Below are 19,532 nucleotides of genomic sequence, written 5' to 3'. Positions count from 1 at the left end.
AGGGGATGGGATTTTTGTATCGGAAACTAATGAACAAAATCGCAGTCTGTATTTTAATCCTTTCAATTTTCTTGCCGTGTTTGGGCATTATCGGTCTGGAAGAGAATGAAGTTGAAGCGTCAGAAACGGCCATGGACATTGCGCTTAATAAGCCTTTAACCACGTCTTCCAATACAAATTATGAGGGCGGGTATGCCAATATAGCTCTGGGAAGCCGGGCCGACTCATCCTCTCACCTGGGGATCAATACCGCAGTTAAAGCAGTAGACGGCGATCTTAACACAGGATGGGTAGCAGCGAATGCAACATTCCCTCAAACAATTATCGTTGATTTGGATGCGATCTCCACGCTGGGGGTAGTGAAACAGCATTTTCAGACAGATACCACTTGGTACTACAGAATTGAAGGTTCCAATCAAAATACGCCAAACAGCTGGTCCTGGTCCATTCTGGCTGACCATACCCAAACCGGTGTTAACGGCAACATAATAGAAGAAATTGTACAGGGAAGATACAGGTTTGTCAGACTTGTGATTACCGGTTCTGGAGACGGGAGCCCAGCAAGCAGCATGGAGCTCGAAGTCAAAGGCGAAACCTATGCTCAGCCCCGGGATCTGGTTCCGACCCCTGTTCCTGTCGATACCGGTGACAAATTCGTAGTGGCGCAGTCGTGCAACTTGTGGGGAAGCAGATATTTCTGGGAAAGCACGAACCCCGTTCTATATCCGGAGCGGACTCCCCTCATGGGTTATTATGACGAGAATTACGACGTGTCGACAGATTGGCAGATCAAGATGGCTGTCGAGAACGGCATAGACGGTTTGTTTTCATGCTGGTTTAGACAAAAAGGAAATAGGGGCAAAGCCCCGGTTATGTCCTCCTTTGATGGCTTGACGCACTCCTTGGCCAACAGCGCTCAGCATAGGGAGTATTTGAAATGGGCCATACAATGGGAAAATTCCAATGATTCAGCCGACGGTGTCTCGGACATAAATGATTTCCTGAACAATCTGGTCCCTTTCTGGATAGAGGAGTATTTCTCCAAATCCAATTATCTGAAAGTTGAAGGAAAGCCAATATTATCTATCTACAGCTTGTCCAAATTCATCAGCGATGTCGGTGGGGAAGAGAATGCCAAGAATGCCATTACCCAATTCCGCCAGGCAGTGGCGGCTGCCGACTATCCTGGCGTTATCCTGATGACAGCCGAGAACTCGAATACAACACAAAGTTTCACTGCCGCTAAAGACATCGGAATCGATTATATATATTCCTATCACATCCCGACCTTTATGGACACGAAACCATCTGAAGCGAATATCACGTCTGAGAGCTATGTCCAGTCTCACATCGATTCGTGGAATAATTTCGATTTGAACAGCGAAGTTCCCTATATTATGACTGTATCAAGCGGTTGGGATGCACGGCCGTGGGGCACGCCTGCACCCGTCTGGGAGATCCCCCCGAATTTGTATGAAGGACTTTTGGACGAAGCGAAAACCAGAATGAATTCCAAATCCGATGGAAATTTGGGCGGCAGATTGCTACTACTCGACAACTGGAATGAATATGCTGAGGGCCATTATATCGCACCTACAGAAAAGTATGGGTTCGATTACCTCAATGCAATAAGAAGAATCTTCTCCGACGCGACGACCGAACCGGACAATCTGCTCCCAAACAAAAATCAGATTCCGCAGTTACTTACCATTAAGCATGCTACAAGTTTAACTGTAACAACTGCAAACGGAGCAGACACAATTTCCCAGCCCTATGGAACATTGCAAATGGACTATCAAGCAGAGCCACTGGGTGATGACGGTTTTATGTCCGTCAAGTGGGAAGTTTACGAGATGGATGGGGTCACGCTCACAACTAAGGCTTCAATATCTGGCAACGGTCTGCTAACGGCTAAGTCGAACGGTCAGGTGAAAGTGGTAGTGACGGACAACAGTCAGCCGGAATTAAAGGGCGAGAAAATCATCACAATTAGCAATCAGCCAGAGAACCTTGCGCGGGATAAAACTGTAACCGCCTCTACCTATGCCGATTATGGCGCAGCAGGAATCTACTATCCATCCAACGCAGTTGACGGCAATATGGATAGCTGGTGGCTTGTAGATGGTGTGCAATATCCATCTTGGTTACAGGTTGATCTGGGGGAGCCTAAAGCTCTCGGTACAATCATTCAGTATGCGGCAGTATCCCAAACCTATAAATTTAAAATAGAGGGTTCATTAGACGGTGAAAACTGGGTGTTGATGGTAGACCGCAGTATAGTGGGTGTCACCGGGGAAAAGATCAAAGAAGTGGTCAATGGGAGCTATCGGTATGTAAAAATGACGTTTCTTCAAGCCAATGCCTGGCCGTCCAGCAAAGAGTTTGAAATCTATGGCAGTACCGGTGAAGTCATCCCGGACAATATCCCTGTAGCTACCATTGAAGTTTCGGGCGAGGGAGGAACGAATGAAATCACGTTAAACGGGCAGAGTTTACAGATGATTACCGATGTTCTGCCTGCAAATGCAACAAACAAAGCCGTTGCATGGTCTGTCTGGGCAGAAGACGGCAAATCGCCTACAGATGTGGCATTTATAAATAACAGTGGGCTGCTCTATCCGAATAAAAACGGAACGGTTCTCGTTCGTGCGGAGGCTGGAGATGGTTCGGGAGTAATTGGTACCGTTCCGGTCAATATCATCGGGCAGAAAGTGAATCTCGCTTACAAAAAACAGGCAACCGCTTCGGAATACGCCAATTACGGAGGAGATGCGTTGTTCTCCCCGGATCTTGCCGTAGATGGAAATCCTGAGACAAGATGGCTGGTGGATGGTGTGAAGTATCCATCATGGTTTAAAGTCGATCTCGGTGAGAAGTATTCCCTAACTCATGTCTTCCAATGGTTTGCGGACACTGATATCAAGACCTACAAATACAAGATCGAAGGTTCGGCGAACGGTTCGGATTGGGAAACCCTTGTTGATCGAACGAAAGATGGCATGCAAGGTCCAATGATTACCGAAGAAGTAGAAGGAATCTACCGATATGTACGAATGACAATCACCGATGCCAACGCTTGGCCGAGTAGTAGAGAATTTAAGGTATGGGGAGAAGCTTTGCCGCCAAGTGAAGGAGAAAAGCCTCCTGGCGATCCCGGTAACCCGATAAATCCTACCGATGTGAAGTTAGGTAACAGCGGTCTACAAGTTACTGTGACTAGAGAAAAGAATGACAATAATCAGACAGTAGTCAGATTAGCGGTGACTGCGGACGTCCTGGCGCAAGCTTTCTCCTTGAGTAAACAATCTGCACTCATCCTTGAGGTGAAGAACACGGATCCTGTGGTCAAGGTTGATATTCCGGCTTCAGCTCTTCTCGATGCGGCAGAGAAATGGTCTGATGCAGGCTTACTAATCAAGGTGGCTGGTGCCAGTTATCTACTTCCTGCAAAGATAGTTAAGAATATTCCTAGGGATACGAAGATCACCATTACGATTACAAAATTAGCCGAAGAAATGGCAGATTCCATTAAAAGCCAAGTTGTAAAAATGGGATTCATGCATATGTTGGCAAGTCCTGTTGATTTCAGAGTTGAATACGATGGCAAAGAAGCCACGGATTTCAGCGGCATCTATATCAGTCGAACACTTTCGTTTGCTGCTGCTTCGGATATTTCGAAAGTGACGGCCGTATGGGTTGATGACGATAACGGCTTACATTTTATGCCTTCGGTAATTTCCCGTGAAGATGATCGTTTTGAGATAACGATATATTCCCCTCATAACAGTATTTACACGGTAATTGAATCGGAGAGATCCTTTAATGATCTTGTTGGACACTGGGCTTCAGAGGATGTCAAATTGCTGGCAAATAAACTTATTATCAATGGGATCACCAATAAGGAATTTGTACCAGATGCAAGTATTACAAGGGCACAGTTCGCAGCACTACTCGTACGATCCCTTGGTTTGTCCACTACTGTAACAGATTTGAAATTCTCGGATATTAGAGGAGGGACTTGGTTCTCCGGTTCGGTCGGAGCAGCCAGTAAGGCAGGGATAATCAATGGTTATGAAGACGGTTCTTTCAGACCGCACGACACCATCACACGTGAGCAGATGGCTGTGATGATTGCACGAGCGATAGAGTTTACCGGTAAAACAGTCAATCCGGCGGAATTCGTTCTTGACCGATTCGCAGATCATGGAGACATTTCCAATTGGGCGTTGGAATCGGTAGCAATCACCCGATATGCAAATATTATGCAGGGTTTGTCAGATTCCACATTTTCCCCCAAGGAAGAAGCGACACGAGCTCAAGCTGTCACCATACTGAAGCGGATGCTTCAATATTTGCAATTCATCAATTAAGAGGAATAGATGTGATGTAGCGCTTTAAATAGAACGCGGGGTGTATAGAGTTGAATGAATTTATAAATAGAAATTTATTGTCGCATACTTGGCGTTCGTTGAATGAAGAGGAAATAACGATCGGCTTTATGGGTGGCTCAATAACTGACGGGAGGCCCCGTAACAACTGGCCCGAACCGGTTGCTGCATGGTTTAGCGAACAATTTCCTTCAGCTAAAATATGCATTGAGAATGCGGCTATTGGGGCTACCGGCAGCGATTTGGCGGTGTTTAGAGCGCAACGGGATATCATTGACCGTGGATGTGATTTGGTATTTATCGAATATGCGGTCAATGATCTATATGTTGGATCCGAGCAGAGGAATAAAACAAGGGAAACACTGATCAGGACTATCCTTGGCAATGGAAATTGCGATGTCATTCTCGTGTACACCTATCATCAGGATATGTATACAACCATGATGCAAGCAGAAATGCCGGCATCCGTAGCGGAATTCGAACAACTGGCGGAGCATTATGGAATCGGGTCTGTGTGGGTGGGACTCCATGCTTTGAACGAACTCAAAAAAGGGAGATTCAGTTGGGAAGAATGGCTTCCTGACGGAGTCCATCCATCGACCCGGGGAAGTTTGAGCTATGCTCAAGGTGTGATTGCATTTCTTGAGGTGGAGCGTGAAAGGTACATCCAAGCGGAATCGAAAGCTGCTCCGACATCATTGCCGGTACCCATGTTTGATGGATTATGGCATTCGGTATCTCTTCATTCTCTGAAAGCCGTATCTATTGAAGGTCCCTGGGTACTCAAAAGGTGGCTGCATCACGTTTGGATCGATCAAGTAATTGAAACATCGGCAGTGGGAGCGAAGCTTTCCTTCTCCTTTTATGGGAAAGGTCTGGCATTAGGTCTTGATTTCGGTTGGAAGACGGCTGAATTTAACTACCGGATTGATGATTCGGACTGGGTTTTCTCAGACCGTGCAAGGCCGGAGTGGCTGCCGGATGATGGGCTGTTTTCCCTCTATCTTGTTTCGGACTCGTTGCAAGAAAGTCATCATCGGTTTGAGTTGGAAGTGGTGCATGGAAATACCCCTAATTGTAAGGGGACAAATTTCCGGCTTGGTTTTATCGGCGTTATAAGCAGTTGATTCAAACTCTTCTGATTCGTACGGGATGAACGATTTAGAGGGGGAAGTTGCGATTGCACCGGGGGAGGAAGGGGGATCGGCACAGAGTGTGCTGGTCCCTTGCTGTGGCCGGGGTTACAGGTAGTCGTCAAACAATCAGAGGAGTGTTGGTAGATGAAATTGAATGCAACGGATCGTTTAACACCATCCAGCGAAGGAAGCGTACATATTGAAGGATATCTGGGGCAAAGAATTGCCTCCTGTATTCACAACGGCGTCATGGCCGCCAATCATGCTTTATTCCAGATCCCGTTTCGGGATAAAACGGATGAAGGCGGTAGTTGGGGAGGGGAATTTTGGGGCAAATGGTTTACCTCAGCAGTACTGGCCTATCAGATTGAACCCACTGATCGTCACGGGGCGATTTTGGCTGACGCGGTTCAGGGTTTGATAGATACGCAGTCGGAGAATGGCCGTATCAGCAGCTATGAGAACGATTTTGGGGACTGGGACATCTGGGGAAGAAAGTATGCTTTGCTTGGACTGATTGCCTACTATGATTTGACCGGAAAACAGGAGGCATTGCAAGCGGCTGTTTTAGCTACTGAAGAGCTTATTCGGATTTCCGGTCCCGGCCAAAAAAAGCTGACGGAAACGGGGCTCTCGCTCTTGGAGGCATTATCGTCTTGTTCGATCCTGGAGCCTGTCGTATTGTTGTTTCAGCGAACAAATGATCAGAAGTATCTTGATTTCGCTGAGTACCTTGTTTCGCTTTGGAGCGAACCGAGCACTTACAATCCGAAAGGAATCCGACTTATCGAGGATGCAATTGCGGGAATCGAACCCCTGAAAATTGCATCACCTAAAGGTTACGAAATGATGTCCTGTTATGAGGGTCTATGCGAATTGTACCGGGCTACAGGAAAGCATGAGTACCTTGGAGCCGCAATCAAATTTGCCGATTTGGTAAGAGAAAAGGAAAGTATGATCGTAGGTTCCGGTTCCAGCGGTGAATTGTGGTGCGACGGGGCTAAAAGGCAGACTGAACTGCTGGAACAGCCTATGGAGACTTGTGTCACGACAACCTGGATCAAATATTGCTACCAGTTGCTGCGTCTTACAGGTGATCCGAAATGGGCAGATGAAATGGAAATTACGCTATACAATGCATTGCTCAGCGCAATGGTTCCGAGCGGCAACTGGTGGGCATATTTTTCGCCATTGGTTGGGGAACGTGTGCCTAGTCATATGCAGGTTCCACTCGTGCAGTGCAGTTGCTGCTCGGCCAATGGTCCGCGCGGACTCCTCACGGCGCCCGGGTGGGCGGTCATGAACGATGATTCTGGTATAGCCATAAATTTGTATTATCAGGGGAATTGGAGTGGACGAGTGAACAATGGAGATGAAGTCGGCTTTGAGATGGAGACAGCCTATCCTGAACTGGACAAAATTAGAATCAAGGTTAAGCAGAGCGAAAGCTGCTCTTATACTATAAAGCTTCGTATTCCAGCATGGAGCCGACAAAACGAGCTTCAAGTAAACGGCGAGCGGATTGCCTGCATACCCGGAACGTATACGGAAATCCACAGAGAATGGAAATCGGGGGACGAAATTCACCTGAAGCTGGATTTAAGGGGACGTGTGATTACGGCGCCGGGGAGTATAAACCATAAGGCCGTCATGGTGGGACCGATTGTACTTGCGTTAGACAACCGGCTTTCCGACGCAGAGAAGCATGTCAGTCTTTGGCTCGATCATGAACAGATGGAGCGAAAGCACAACCAAGACTGGAACATTGATTATGTTCTCCTGGATAACTGCTCCGATGAAGAAACCTACATTGATCTTGTGTCTGCTGCATCAAAGCCCGAGGGGGTATGGATGGCTTTTGAGGTTCCTTTTCTTATCAGACCGTCTCATTTCGTCGGACATAAAGAAAGCAAGCTAGTTATGTGTGATTATGCATCCGCGGGTAATGAGTTCAGTGAATCAAATCTATTCAGGGTTTGGTTGCCCCAGCCATTATTCATGGAACAAGCGTTTCCGAAAGGGACTTGGCATATTCTCGTACATTCCGAGGATCGGCCAGGGATTCCCGACGGAACACGGCAACTGAAACAAACAGGATTTTTGAGTTTGTAGTCTTAGAACCTGCTTTCCGCAGGAATTAAATGATAAAAAAATTAATATTTAAACCTTAAAGAGCTGTTCAAAAAGCCTAATTTTATTGTAAGTTGAAGAGTATGCGTTTCGTTACTTAGAGCTTTGAACTTTTTGAACCGTCGTATGCGGACTCGCATGTATGGTGGTGTTATTCCGAATTCGGAATAACAGAGCTTATCCCGACAAAATCGTTATCCCGACTTTTGTAATTGATGTCGCCGTAATGTATTGAAAACACAGGCGTTTTCAATACCTTGGCCACACCAAAAGTCGGGATAATCTTTTAACCCAATCCGTAGAGCCTTGTTTAATTGGAACTTTCTGAACATCTGAGATGTATGTCGTTACCGTCATATCCATATTGCTGGCATATTTGTAAAAAGATCGTATACAGGACAGCCGGTGGTTCTGAGTTAAAGGGCGGGGTTTTCTATGTGTAAAGAAGAGAAAAACCTATTTTGCATGCTCATCTGGCTGATGAATACCAAAAATATTTCCTTCTGTGTCAATGTAATACCCTTGCCATGCCATTCCAGGCAGTGCATACTTTGGTAATGCGAGCTTGCCTCCGAGATTAAGAATTTTTGTTTCAGTAGAATCGTAGGATTCTACTCCCATAGTACATGCATAACCATTCATAGCCTGCCCAGGTTGTGGGGAAGCACCTTGACGTTGCATCAAAGCCCCGTTGATTCCGGGTTCATTTGCATCGCCTGTCACAGCTCCCAAATAAGGCATTCCAGCATAGTCGCTCCAATCCTCAAATGTCCATCCAAATACCTCTCCATAAAAATTCTTAGCACGTTCCATATCATCTACATGAATTTCGAAATGAACTAATCTGCCCATGATTACCTCCTAAGTATTGGTTTCCTCAAATCTTTTATTATGCATTCTTTTTGATTCTCCTTCTTCATTATTGTAATTATTTTAAAAAATATTCATTTTCGTAACATGGCCTGTTACCAAGGATTCACATAGAGAATCAGTGTAACAGATGTGCAGGAAGACAAAGTAAATCAAGTAGTAGCTATCATCAAGGAAAATGGCGGGGATGCAATTGGCTTTTACCATAACGTGGCATCCGAAGATAACTGGATTCAAGTAGTAAAAGATACGGTTAAAGCTTTTGGTAAAGTGGACGTTCTCGTGAACAATGCAGGTGTTACCAGTAATATACCGCTTGTTGATACTCCACTTGAACAATGGAACAAAGTGATCGACATCAACTTAACAGGGACTTTTCTTGGCATGAAACATGTGATTCCAGTAATGCTGGAAAATGGGGGTGGTTCCATTGTTAACATTTCATCCATTGCTGGATTAACTGGCGGCAGTGGGGCCGGTGCCTATACAGCCTCAAAAGGAGCAATTCGACTTTTCACAAAGGCGGCATCTGTTGATTATGCTAAACAAAATATCCGAGTAAACTCCGTTCATCCGGGCTATATTGAAACACTGATGACAGAGGCATTCTTTTCGAATGAGCAGCTGCTGAACTGGTTTAAGGCAGCTACGCCTCTTCCATACCTCGGGAAACCGGAAGACATCGCTGAAGGTGTCCTGTATCTTGCTTCAGATGAATCTAAATTTGTAACAGGCATTGAACTCCCGATTGATGGAGGTTACTCAGCACAATAGGTAATTGGTGCTGAAAATCCAATCAAAGGGAACAGACAGTTTTACCCAAACTAAAATTGAGAAGGGAACGAATAACATGTCAACACAATCCGAAATGAAAGCCGTAATGCAAAAATACCTCGACGCATTTAATGCCCAAGATGCAGATGCAGTCATTGCACTCTATGCCGACAATGCGACGGTCGAGGACCCAGTCGGAACCCCACCGTTACAAGGCAAGGAGGCCATTGGCGCATTCTATCGGCAGGTTATACCTATGGGAAGCACACTCAAATTGGCTGCCCCAATCCGCGGATCCCATAGCAACTCGGCAGCGATGGCATTCGTGGTAGAAAGTGCCATGGACGGTAATACGGTCAATATCAATGTCATCGATGTCATGACGTTTGATGAATCCGGCAAAATTACCAGCATGCGAGCATATTGGGGTAAGGAAGACTGCAATATCTTGTAATTCCAATGATAACGTGCTGACATTATTGCACATTTATTATCCTAAAACTCCAGAAAAACTCCAAAAGGGGACAGGCGTGCATTCATGGCCTTGTCCCCCTGTTTTTGAGAAACGTATGCTGCACCGAGGGCAACTGTGGGCACGACGTACTATTATGTTATCGTGACTAAGCCGAATGGTGGATTTTCCAAGCCACGGTTCGCCTCCACCATGTAAATCCACAACCGCATGAGGTTGTGGATTTTTGCTTTTTTGCTTTTCCTCCACATGCAGCTTTAATATAAGGTCAACATGCTTTTTCTGTTATCTCTGTTCCTTAATTTACATAATATTCAATTTTGTCATATGACAAAATTCATGACAAGGATCACTATATGATCCTCTTTTTTTGTAATATATTTATCTGTATGGCGGCTAGATGTAATGGCCGATTAGTCACGAAATGTTTACGGTTTCCCATAACAATGATTCTCTATACGAAAGGACAGAAGAACGGTGATAAGGTTAAATAGAAAATTAGCAGTTATGGTTTTGATTATTCTTTTAACAATAGGCAGTTTTCCGGGAAAGTTCAGCGTAGGCATTGGAGGCATATCGACCGTTGCAGCTGCTACAAACATTCACAATCAGGACGGGATTGGATATAGTGGCTCCTTTCCTGGGAATGAAGTGGTAGGGACCGCTTTTACCGGATACCAGGCCTGGCCTAGTGGGTTTACAAAAGGGTCCTCTGCCTTTGTCGGCGGCGTCTATGATGGCACGAGTATATGGATGATCCCTTATAATGCTAATGAATTAGTCAAGGTTAATCCATCTACAGGTGAAATGACGGGATATAGTAATTGGCCAGCAGGCTTCACTAAGGGGAGTAACGCATTTGCTGGAGGCGTTTATGATGGAACTAACATATGGCTTATTCCATATAGTGCAAATCAGATTATCAAAGTTAACGTGACTACTGGTAAAATGACGGGTTATAGTAGTTGGCCAGGTGGATCGAGAGGAAGCGATCAATTTATCGGAGGTGTTTTTGACGGCACCAACATATGGCTTGCCCCCTATTCTGGCAGTCGATTAATTAAGGTTGATGCAACGACTGGAGCAATGACCAGTTACAATAGTTGGCCAAGCGGGACAATCCTTGGCAGCTATCCATTTTATGGTTCTATTTTTGATGGTACTAGTATTTGGCTCATTCCGAATAATACCGACCGACTAATCAAGGTTGATCCTGAAACAGGAGAAATGACGGGGTACAACAATTGGCCAAGTGGGTTTAACAAAAGTGCAAATGCATTTTCGGGAGGCGTCTTTGATGGAACAAATATATGGATGATACCTCATAATGCTACTCATCTAGTTAAATTTGATACGACAACTGGAGATATGACTGGATATAATGAATGGCCTAGTGACTTTATCAAAGGAAGCGGTAGCTTCACTGGCGGCGTGTATGATGGTACTAGTATTTGGCTCATTCCGAACAATGCCGATCGTCTGATCAAGGTTGATTCGACAACAGGTGAAATGACAGGATACAACAATTGGCCAGGTGGGTTTGCGAAACAAAATAGTGCGTTTCTTGGTGGCGTGTATGACGGAGAAAATGTTTGGCTGATTCCATTTATGGCTGACCGTCTTATGAAATTTGGGTATAGTTCCGATTTGAGTGGTCTTACGCTGAGTAGCGGTACATTATCACCAGCATTTAGTTCGGCGACAACAAGCTACACGGCAAGCGTCGGTAATGAAGTGACGAGCATAGATGTAACCCCAACGACTGCGGATTTCGGGGCAACGGTTACGGTGAACGGATCGTCTATCGCAAGCGGGCATCCTACAGCCATAGCACTGAACGTCGGGAACAATACCGTAACGGTGATAGTTTCATCAGGTGACGGAAATACGAAAACGTATATCGTCACGGTGACGCGGGCTACAACGAATAGCACAATCACACCAAGCACAGCTAGCTTCGATAAGTATGCATCAGCACCGGGTTATGCTGATATTGCTGTACAACTAGATCTGCTAGGTAACACGTTCCAAGGCATCGAAGTTTTTGATATATCAGTAGCTTCAAGTGCCTATGAAGTAAATGCAGCAGGTAATGAGGTCACACTGAAGAAGGAATACTTAGCGACACTAGGCACAGGAACACATAGCTTCATCTTCAAATTCAGTGCGGGAAATGATACGGCATTTACCATTACCGTACGTAACTCTACGCCTGTTCCAACTACGCCTACAGAAAATAATCAGCAACAGAACAAATTGAACATTACGGTAGATGGAGAGCCCAGTCTGCGTCTCTGGAATGGGACGATTGTAAAAGAAAATGGTAAACAATTATTGAAACTTACATTCGATCCAACTGAAATTATTCCATATGTTGGGAAAATGACTAGAGGCGAAACGCTAAGTGTCACAGTCAACTTTGCAATTGACGGTATTTTGATTGATGTTGATGGGGATACGATAGATCTTCTGATCGATAAAGGGATCGTATTTCAAATCGCGACAGAAGATGGAACGATGATATGGGATGCAGCTAATGTAGATTTAGCAAAAATAAAAGCTCAATTAGGTGTAACTGCATTTGATCAAGGAGTAAATACAACATTCGTTATTCGTGAACAGTCGAGTACACCCTATCCATCCCTTCAGAATATGTCTATAGTTGGCCAACCACTAATGATGATTGTTTATTACGAGAAGGATGACAAAGTTATATCTCATGTTGAAAGCAAGCATTACAACAAACGTATTTTACTACTAGATTCTTCGATTGAACTGAATAATGCAACTGCAATTGCAATTGTGATAGCAGAGGATGGTTCATTTGTTTGCGTACCGACGAAAATCGTTGTGAAAGATGGAAAACGTTATGCTGAGGTCAATACGTTTGTGGATGGAACGATTGCACTGATTTCACATCAGCAGAGTTTTGTAGATATTCATGGGCATTGGGCAAAAGCAGCTATTGAGCAATTTGCAAGCCGATTGATTGTGAACGGTAAGACGGAAACGACTTTTGCACCAAATGCGGAAGTTACTAGAGCGGAATTTACCGCAATATTGGGTAGAGCATTAGGGCTGGTTAGCGCTCCATATCAAGGCCAGTTCGATGATCTTCACTCTGAAAACTGGGCAGTAGCTTCGATACAGTCAGCATTGAATAGATCACTCATTCAAGGGTATGAAAATGGCTCGTTCCGACCTAATCAAAGTATGACAAGAGAAGAAGCGATCGTGGTCATAACGAGAGTATTGCAAATGAATGGGGTTGAAGTTGCTTTATCTGATGATAAAGTAAAACAAATTTTAGGGCAGTATGGCGATGCAGATAAAGTATCTAGTGGGGCTGAAAATGCAGTGGCTGTGGCACTAGAAGCGGGCTTACTGCAAGGGAAAACTACTCATACACTAGCATCACAAGATCCTATTACTCGAGCTGAAATTGTAATCATTATTCGTAGAATGCTTGATTATGCAAACTTAATTTAATTGTCTAATTGTCTAGTGAAATCAGAGCGGGTTAGACTTCGCGACCTTTCCAAACTTTCTCAGCATTACATTCCGGCGAATTGTGGTTTTGTATAGCTGATACAAAATGAAGAAGCACCCGAGAGGGTGCTTTTTTCATTTGTATGGAGATAGGGAGGAGAACCACTTAAGGGTTCAGTCTCGTGCGGACTGGAGCGTAGCGGAGGTCGGCATTGAAATATACCGCTAGGGTAGTCATCGGAGAGTAGCTTCGTACCGTTTGAATAGATATTTCAATACTTCCTTCACCTCCAAAACTGTCTCCGCTTTAGGCTTAATAAGCAAAAGTCCGGCTGTCCGCCCATTGACCTTAATTTGCAAGAACCTCCTTTCTAAATAAAAATATAATGGGTAATGAATGTCCTTAACGGAAGGAGTGATCAATATTAGAAGAGAGTTAAGTCTTGACGCTGTAATCTGTTTTTTTTCATCTAAGGTACGGAAAATCGGTGTGATTTTTGATAAACGAGTTAATAAAAAGGTTTTCATTTATACGATTCCCGGTCATAAACCTCCTGCATTTTTTTATCGCAGCATCATGGCCATTGATGCGGATGGTTCTCCCCGAGCTTACAATCCTCAAAATACCGGGCTTGACGATTTGAAACACGCTGGCAGACCAGGACATTGGACGGGGATTGTCACACACAACGAAAAGCCTTGGGGAAGGCCGGTTATACAAAAAAGTACCGATCCGGCCCCAGGCTTTTTCGTGTCCCAAACAGCTCTGAGTGATTTCAACAAGCGCTTTACCAATCCAGCAGCTTATGTGAATTCGGAGAAGATCCCTTATATCGTTTTACCTAAAAAGAATAGTTTTGGTGCGGTTTTAGGAGACTTGGCCGTAGTATATAATATTAAAAATAGAAGATTGGCATATGCTATTTACGCGGATACTGATGTTGGTATTGGCGAGGGATCCATTGCATTAGCCAGAATGCTGGGTATTAATCCAAATCCGAGAACTGGCGGAACGGGGAGTCATGCAGATGTCATCTATTTAGTTTTCCAAAAATCAGGAAGGGGGGATGGCTCCATACCTTCCCGAATGGAAATTACGCGAAAAGCGCGAAGACTGTTCAGGCAATGGGGAGGCATCCCTCTTTTAAATAAGGTCAAGAAATTGTTGCTTTAAAATAGTTGACGTAAAGCCGGTCCCTCTAAGGGTTCCGGTCTATTTTGTTACTGTTGGATTTGGGCGTCGCCTGCAGAGAACGGACAACTTTCCTGCGTATTCTGTACGCATAAGATATTTTGTGTTTGTGATCGCCAGCTTCATGAATAGGCGTAATTATCAAGAAAAACAATAGCAGGAGGTAACTACTTGAGGGTACTTTTTTTAGAAAGCCATCCCATGTGGATTTATGGCCTTCCTAATGGTTTCCGGGACGCGGGGCATCAGGTGAAAATATCGGGCCCTCTCACGAGAAAAAAGCTCCCACGCTTGATAGCCGATTTTCGGCCGCATTTAATTATTTCCCTCGGCTGGACTAGAGAGCATACTCCCATTAAAAGGAAATTAATTCGACAATATGTTGGCCGATCCGGCATTCCGCACGTTTATTGGGCAACAGAAGATCCTACGCACCATCAATCTTTTACTCTCCCTTATGTGAACTCTGTTAAACCGGATTTTGTATTTACCATTTGCCGTGACATGGTCAAGAAGTACGAGAAAATGGGCATACCCGCCGCACATTCAGATTTCGGCCACCATCGGAAAGTTCATATTAACGGGAAGGGAAATGCAGAGTTTCGCAGCAATGTCGCTGTCGTGGCCAATGGTTATTCCCAAATTCTCAAGAAATATCCCCATCATTACCGCATCAAATCCTTGCATAACCTGATCAAGCCGCTGGTAAAAAGGAAAATCAGGGTCGATTTTTGGGGAAGACAATGGAATGAAATAAAGCCTGTGCTAGGTGTCCGGATTCCCGACAAATGGATTCACGGTTATCTACCCTACCAGGATGCCTATAAGGCTTACAACTCCGCAAAAATTATCATTGGTCCTCAAAATCAATTAAAACAATTAACGCAAAGAACTTATGAAATCCTCGGATCGGGAGGGTTCTTGCTTACAAGCGATACTCCGGAAATACGCCGGCTTTTTAAGCCTGGAAAGCATCTTGTTGTCTCACGGTCTCCGAAGGAAACGGTACGGCTTGTCCGATATTATCTTAAACACCCGGGCAAAAGGAAGCAAATTCGTAAAGCCGGCAAGCTGGCTGTGGCCAAGCATAACTATAAGCATCGTGCCATTCAGATGATACATGAGTTAAAGAAACGAAACATTCTGAAATGACACGAAAGAAAGAGAAGGATCACCTATGAAGATAGATCGCGTTATCTATAATGTGCAGACTCGCAGGCGAATCCTGACATTAACCTTTGACATTGCTCACGGGAATCATGTCCCTGTCCAATTACTTTCATTATTGAAAAAAAAGGGTGTAAAAAAAGCGACTTTTTTTCTCACTGGAAAATGGGTGCGGCGAAATCCGGGCATTGCCAAGCGAATTCAAAAGATGGGTTATGAAATTGCTTCGCACGGCCATCGTCATGAGGATTATACGGCTCATTCGAATGTTTGGATTGAGCGGGAGGTGAAAGCTGCGAAGCGGGCTATTTTGGGCGCAACCGGAATCAGGACCAATATGATTCGCACGCCAAGCGGTGATCTGGATTCGCGAGTTATCAAGAAACTGCTGAGTATGAAGCAAACGATTGTCCATTGGGATACGGATTCATTAGACTGGAAATATACGAGTGTGAAAAAAATCGTTCGGCGAGTGATTCCTCATATACACCCAGGGGCAATTGTATTGCTCCACGGATGTGATCCTTGGACTCAGACGCTGAAAGCTTTACCCAGCATTCTTGACGGTATAAAAAAGAAGGGCTACACCTTGGTAACTGTAAGTGAACTGTTATCCAATAGCCGCCCTAAAGCTAAGCGGAAATAATCATTTAACGTGGGACGCGGGATGAACCTGATCGCCCGGTTATTAGTGCCGAAACCGTAACAAACTGAAACCCTTTAGCTCTTAGTCCGTCAATAATCAGCGGCAGGGCCTTCGCCGTTTGAGTTGCGGAATCACTTGCATGCATAAGAATGATGTCCCCAGCCTTCGTCTGGGAGAGCACACGCTTAGCGATGGCATCAATCCCCGGACTGGTCCAGTCCAGTGAATCTACGCTCCAGTTGATCGTCAGATATCCTAGTGTTCTCAGTTTTTTTACAACCCTGGCATTGTGATCGCCGTTAGGCGTTCGAATCAAATGGGTCCGAACTCCTGTCACGTTTCGTAGGATACTTTCCGCTTTTTTCACTTGGGCTTGAATCCATTTTCCGCTTTTCTCGGTATAGTTTTCGTGCAGGTAACCATGCGAGCCGATTTCATAGCCTAAGGTTTGGATTCTGCGTGCTAATCCGGGATATTTGGCCGCCCAAGGTGCTGACAGAAAGAAGGTTGATCTTTTTACGTTTTTTTGTTGTAACACCCGAAGTACGGGGCCGGGTACATGTCCCCCCCATCCGATATCGAATGTGAGCGCTACACATCGCTTAGTTGTCGGTAATCTGTAAATAGCATCACTGTCGGCCAGATCGATCGCCTCCTAACGGTTATTCATACACATTTTATTCCTGACGGGAAAGCCTGACCGTGCGGCTGCCCGCGAAGAGGAGCTAATATGAAAATTCTCTTTTTGGAAAGCAGCCCAATTTGGTCGAAGGGGCTGCCTGATGGACTGCGTGATTTGGGGCATAACGTAAAGATTTCGGGTCCTTTGACCAAGAAAAAAATAGCTGCATGGATTTCCACATTCAAGCCGCAACTGCTGGTAACGGTAGGTTGGGGTCCCGAACAAACTAAAGAGAAGCAGCAGTGGATACGCCAATATGCCAGGATTTCGAATATTCCATTGATCTATTGGTCAACGGAGGATCCCAATTTCACCAAAGAATTTACACTTCCGCTGATCCGATGCATGAAACCGGATTTTGTATTCACCATTTCTGCCGAAACCGCAGCTTATTATCGGAAGCTCGGCATCCGTGCGGCTCATCTCGATTTTGGTTTTCATCCGAACATTCATCGTAAGGTTAAACAGTTAAAAAAGCATAGACACAGGATTGCTGTGGTAGCGAACGCCTATCCTAAGGTCTTAAGGAGATATCCGAAGCATTTTCGGCTAAAAGCATTAAAACTATTGATACGTCCGCTTCTTCTTGCAGGGATTCGGGTGGATTTCTATGGGACGGATTGGGATAAGATGAAGCCTATTTTGGGGCGAAGAATTCCGCGGGGCTGGTTACACGGGAAGCTGCCCTACCAGAATGCAAATCAAGTATATAGTTCAGCCAAAATCATGTTGGGGCTGCAAAATTATAGGAATATGGTGACCCAACGAACTTATGAAATTTTAGGTTCTGGGGGGTTCTTTCTTACCATCGACACACCTGGGGTAAGACGGGTTGGTAAACCCGGACGGGATTTTGTAGTGTCCACCTCGCCTGGCGATACCATGCGACTTGTTAATCATTATTTAAATCATTCTACGGATAGGGAACGAATCCGCAGACAGGGAAGTCGTACAGTGAATAAGCATAATTACACAAATCGTGCAAAGAGCATGTTATCGATTCTTAGGAGGGCGGGATTATTAAGACAGCTTATCTGACTTTTGATGATGGTCCTGCGCGTTATACGAAAGCGATCTTGGATCATCTGCGGGATTATCGGGTAAAGGCAACCTTTTTTGTCCTCGGCAACCATACCATTAAAGGAATACGCATGTATAAAAGAATGCTACGGGAAGGCCATACCATCGGCAATCACACGTTTTCTCATAATTACCCGGTCATTTACAGCTCCATACCATCGTTCCTAAAGGATTTCCGCAAGTTGGAAACTCTGTTACAGCGATCCGTACATGTAAAACCGAAGATATTTCGATTTCCAGGGGGTTCCCAAAACGCGGTGAGCCAGAAGTATGGGAATAAAAGCTCGATGCGCAAGGTTACCCAAGTAATGACAGGAAGAGGATACCGGTACTTTGATTGGAATGTCGATTCCGGTGACTCCAAAATCCCCCGTCCCTCTACGATAGCTATGATCCGCAACGTTCTGATCGGCACCAAAAACAAACGCAGAATCATCGTACTTTTCCATGATTTCAATCCAAATACTCCCATGTGCTTGCCGGCTGTAATCAAAGGGCTAAGACGGCAAGGCTTTATATTCCGAGTGCTGTCTAAAAATTCTTTCACCGTTCGTTTTCGTTAAAATAAAGAGGATACCGAATGGGCCGCAATAAATTTGTGGATTTGCCAACCACCTTACACCTCATACAATGAAAAAGCACCCTCTCGGGTGCTTTTTCATTGTATGAGGTGTAAGGAGGAGAACCACTTAAGGGTTCAGTTCAAAAAAGGTTGTGGATTTTTCTTTTCATAGTACCTATATTCTAGAGCAATCAAATTAGATTAATCATCGCTGTTGTATAATGTGAAGGCGGCTGATACAGTACAATAATAGAAGAGATATTAACAACTAGGAGATAATAGGGATGCCGAAAAAAATATTGATCGTAGAAGACGATATTCATATCTCCAAAATTATAGGAATGAATCTTAAACTGGTGAATTACGAAACAATAGAGGTTTACGACGGTTTAGCAGCGTTGGAGGTAATTAAGCGGGAGAAGTTTGATCTTATTCTTCTCGATGTAATGATTCCTAAGCTTGACGGTTTTGCACTAATGGAAAAAATTCAACCTCACGGTATTCCCGTCATTTTCCTAACTGCCAAAAACTCAGTCTATGATAAAGTGAACGGACTTAAGTTAGGGGCTGACGACTATATGGTCAAGCCCTTCGAAGCGATTGAATTGCTAGCTCGAATTGAATCTGTTCTTAGAAGATATGGCAAGGAAGAGCATATGATACAGTTTCAAAACTTGCAAGTTGATTTGGATAAACGAGAAGCAACGATACATGGTAAACCTATTGAACTGACTCTGAAGGAATATGATTTGTTAGTGATGCTGCTCAAAAACAAGAACATAGCGTTGTCTAGAGAGCAATTTATCGATAAGGTATGGGGTGGCGATTATTATGGTGAAACTAGAACGGTTGACATGCATATTAAATCGTTACGAAAAAAACTGGATATGCAAGAGCATATTAAAACCATCTATAAAATTGGCTACAGACTTGAGGATTAACGT

At 44.5% G+C, this 19,532-nt stretch carries 13 protein-coding genes and 2 pseudogenes; 13 read left to right on the top strand and 2 right to left on the bottom strand.

Annotation, left to right across the window (positions count from 1 at the left end):
• The first annotated feature begins 14 nt into the window (after positions 1-14).
• From AC0YN7_RS16795 to AC0YN7_RS16785, 3 genes are all read left to right on the top strand, one after another.
• The gene (locus tag AC0YN7_RS16795; RefSeq protein ID WP_475811164.1) at positions 15-4,370 is read left to right on the top strand and encodes a discoidin domain-containing protein; all 4,356 of its coding nucleotides are present in this window, start codon (positions 15-17) and stop codon (positions 4,368-4,370) included.
• A 50-nt stretch (positions 4,371-4,420) separates the two neighbouring features.
• Positions 4,421-5,515 (top strand): SGNH/GDSL hydrolase family protein, encoded by a 1,095-nt coding sequence (locus AC0YN7_RS16790; RefSeq protein ID WP_475811163.1) that lies wholly within the window; start codon positions 4,421-4,423, stop codon positions 5,513-5,515.
• A 153-nt stretch (positions 5,516-5,668) separates the two neighbouring features.
• Positions 5,669-7,636 (top strand): beta-L-arabinofuranosidase domain-containing protein, encoded by a 1,968-nt coding sequence (locus AC0YN7_RS16785; protein ID WP_475811162.1) that lies wholly within the window; start codon positions 5,669-5,671, stop codon positions 7,634-7,636.
• A gap of 474 nt (positions 7,637-8,110) precedes the next feature.
• Here the strand turns inward: AC0YN7_RS16785 and AC0YN7_RS16780 are convergent, their stop codons facing one another.
• Positions 8,111-8,506: a VOC family protein gene (locus AC0YN7_RS16780; RefSeq protein WP_475811161.1), complete on the bottom strand. Its 396-nt coding sequence runs from the start codon at positions 8,504-8,506 to the stop codon at positions 8,111-8,113.
• A 132-nt stretch (positions 8,507-8,638) separates the two neighbouring features.
• Here AC0YN7_RS16780 and AC0YN7_RS16775 point away from each other — a divergent pair.
• The 6 genes and pseudogenes from AC0YN7_RS16775 to AC0YN7_RS16750 form a co-directional block, all read left to right on the top strand.
• A pseudogene (locus AC0YN7_RS16775) lies at positions 8,639-9,298 on the top strand (SDR family NAD(P)-dependent oxidoreductase); the annotation flags it as partial.
• Positions 9,299-9,374: 76 nt separating this feature from the next.
• The gene (locus tag AC0YN7_RS16770) at positions 9,375-9,752 is read left to right on the top strand and encodes a steroid Delta-isomerase (protein ID WP_475811160.1); all 378 of its coding nucleotides are present in this window, start codon (positions 9,375-9,377) and stop codon (positions 9,750-9,752) included.
• Between the two features lie 531 nt (positions 9,753-10,283).
• Positions 10,284-13,259 (top strand): S-layer homology domain-containing protein, encoded by a 2,976-nt coding sequence (locus AC0YN7_RS16765; RefSeq protein ID WP_475811159.1) that lies wholly within the window; start codon positions 10,284-10,286, stop codon positions 13,257-13,259.
• A 397-nt stretch (positions 13,260-13,656) separates the two neighbouring features.
• Positions 13,657-14,433, top strand: a complete 777-nt coding sequence (locus AC0YN7_RS16760; RefSeq protein ID WP_475811158.1) for a glycoside hydrolase family 75 protein — start codon at positions 13,657-13,659, stop codon at positions 14,431-14,433.
• 189 nt (positions 14,434-14,622) lie between these two features.
• Positions 14,623-15,603 (top strand): CgeB family protein, encoded by a 981-nt coding sequence (locus AC0YN7_RS16755; protein ID WP_475811157.1) that lies wholly within the window; start codon positions 14,623-14,625, stop codon positions 15,601-15,603.
• A 25-nt stretch (positions 15,604-15,628) separates the two neighbouring features.
• Complete coding sequence (locus AC0YN7_RS16750) at positions 15,629-16,264, top strand: polysaccharide deacetylase family protein (RefSeq protein WP_475811156.1); 636 nt, start codon at positions 15,629-15,631, stop codon at positions 16,262-16,264.
• A 4-nt stretch (positions 16,265-16,268) separates the two neighbouring features.
• Here the strand turns inward: AC0YN7_RS16750 and AC0YN7_RS16745 are convergent, their stop codons facing one another.
• Positions 16,269-16,889 carry a polysaccharide deacetylase family protein gene (locus AC0YN7_RS16745; protein WP_475811217.1) on the bottom strand — a complete coding sequence of 207 codons (621 nt, stop codon included), beginning with the start codon at positions 16,887-16,889 and terminating at the stop codon, positions 16,269-16,271.
• Positions 16,890-16,994: 105 nt separating this feature from the next.
• On the opposite strand from AC0YN7_RS16745, the gene AC0YN7_RS16740 reads away from it, so the two are divergent.
• The 4 genes and pseudogenes from AC0YN7_RS16740 to AC0YN7_RS16725 all read left to right on the top strand — a co-directional run bounded on the left by AC0YN7_RS16740 (position 16,995) and on the right by AC0YN7_RS16725 (position 19,529).
• Positions 16,995-17,984 carry a CgeB family protein gene (locus tag AC0YN7_RS16740; protein ID WP_475811155.1) on the top strand — a complete coding sequence of 330 codons (990 nt, stop codon included), beginning with the start codon at positions 16,995-16,997 and terminating at the stop codon, positions 17,982-17,984.
• Between the two features lie 38 nt (positions 17,985-18,022).
• Positions 18,023-18,253: pseudogene (locus AC0YN7_RS16735) on the top strand (polysaccharide deacetylase family protein); the annotation flags it as partial.
• Positions 18,254-18,283: 30 nt separating this feature from the next.
• Entirely contained in the window at positions 18,284-18,589 is a 306-nt protein-coding gene (locus AC0YN7_RS16730; RefSeq protein ID WP_475811220.1) for a polysaccharide deacetylase family protein, read from the top strand.
• Positions 18,590-18,872: 283 nt separating this feature from the next.
• Positions 18,873-19,529 carry a response regulator transcription factor gene (locus AC0YN7_RS16725; protein WP_475811154.1) on the top strand — a complete coding sequence of 219 codons (657 nt, stop codon included), beginning with the start codon at positions 18,873-18,875 and terminating at the stop codon, positions 19,527-19,529.
• Positions 19,530-19,532 lie beyond the last annotated feature (3 nt).

Source organism: Paenibacillus sp. J31R122, from assembly GCF_056269185.1.
Note: the sequence above shows the minus strand (reverse complement) of the source record. Positions and strands in the feature narration are given on the sequence as shown.

What these genes read in the sequence shown, in the direction of transcription:
- AC0YN7_RS16785 (WP_475811162.1), top strand. Translation starts at nt 5,669, where the DNA reads ATGAAATTGAATGCAACGGATCGTTTAACACCATCCAGCGAAGGAAGC.
- AC0YN7_RS16780 (WP_475811161.1), bottom strand. Translation starts at nt 8,506, where the DNA reads ATGGGCAGATTAGTTCATTTCGAAATTCATGTAGATGATATGGAACGT.
- AC0YN7_RS16770 (WP_475811160.1), top strand. Translation starts at nt 9,375, where the DNA reads ATGTCAACACAATCCGAAATGAAAGCCGTAATGCAAAAATACCTCGAC.
- AC0YN7_RS16760 (WP_475811158.1), top strand. Translation starts at nt 13,657, where the DNA reads ATGTCCTTAACGGAAGGAGTGATCAATATTAGAAGAGAGTTAAGTCTT.
- AC0YN7_RS16750 (WP_475811156.1), top strand. Translation starts at nt 15,629, where the DNA reads ATGAAGATAGATCGCGTTATCTATAATGTGCAGACTCGCAGGCGAATC.
- AC0YN7_RS16740 (WP_475811155.1), top strand. Translation starts at nt 16,995, where the DNA reads ATGAAAATTCTCTTTTTGGAAAGCAGCCCAATTTGGTCGAAGGGGCTG.
- AC0YN7_RS16725 (WP_475811154.1), top strand. Translation starts at nt 18,873, where the DNA reads ATGCCGAAAAAAATATTGATCGTAGAAGACGATATTCATATCTCCAAA.